Genomic DNA, 1,102 nt, shown 5'->3' with positions numbered 1-1,102 from the left:
GATTGTCGATTAGCTTATAAAATTACTCGTAATTACTCGAAAAAAATAGCTGCCACCAGGCGGCTATTTTTTATACAAACTCTTCTGGATGCCAGCAAAACTCTTCAAAAGTTCTATTGGAAAAATGGATATCTGATCCCAAAAAACGCATATAGCGTTCCTCTTCCTCTTTTATCGTTTCTGGCTTTTTCCCGGGATAATTGTTAATGACCGTTATTTTAAGCCTATCCGTGCGGTTGGTTTGAATCCTTTTTAATAAATATTTAATATGCATATCCGCATCAGGAAATGAATAACCGCAGAAAATCAAATGGGTAATATTTTTTAAACTGGTTTCGGCTTTGTGCCAGACAATATTCAAAAAAATATTAGACATATCTTTAAAATAAGTAGGCGGCACGATGACAGGAGTTTCTATGGACTGGCAGTACTTGCACTTAGCCATCACAGGGTTTGTGTCTAATGTAAGGATTTCCTGCTGGCGCTTTATCAATTTTAAGGAATTACAAGTAGGACAATAAGACCAGTTAAGCGACCCATGAACTTTATAAAGCTGAACAACTGACTTATTATTTTCCGGAGAACAGACAGGTGCTGAATAATTAGTAAAATCTACTCCATAATCTACAACGATGTTGTCCATAGAATCGAGAGCCCGATCAATCAACATATCATAGTTTGTCGATAAGAACACCAAATCCTTTAACAAACCGTTCGCATCCAGTTGTTTCACCAAAGTATGATGAAGTCCTTTTACAACCGATGTCTTATCTTCAAGCACCTCAGCCATTAGTAATACCAAATACTGTCTGATAAAACCAATTCTATTACAGTTTTGCGCCAGATTATCCAGATCAAAATCTTTAAACGACTGCCGCTTACGAACAGCTAGATCCAATAGACCAATAGCTTCTTCAAATGTGGGGAAATGAATACTATCCAAATCATCATTTAGTACATCAATAAAAAAGATTTCTTTGAAATAGGTACTCAATTCACTGACGCGTTGAGAATTACTATAATTTTTCTTAGCCCGAAGAGCTGCAAAATATTTTCTAAATAGCATATTCTGGACTGGTGCGCCTTCAGCTGCCGAGGCACC

General features: G+C 36.8%; 1 protein-coding gene. It reads right to left on the bottom strand.

Annotated features, from left to right (window positions below):
• Positions 1-70 precede the first annotated feature (70 nt).
• Positions 71-1,102 (bottom strand): SIR2 family protein (locus AC29Z1_RS14765; protein ID WP_488272218.1); only part of this gene is annotated, 1,032 nt, incomplete at its 5' end.

It is taken from the genome of Sporomusa sp., assembly GCF_057736855.1.
Note: the sequence above shows the minus strand (reverse complement) of the source record. Positions and strands in the feature narration are given on the sequence as shown.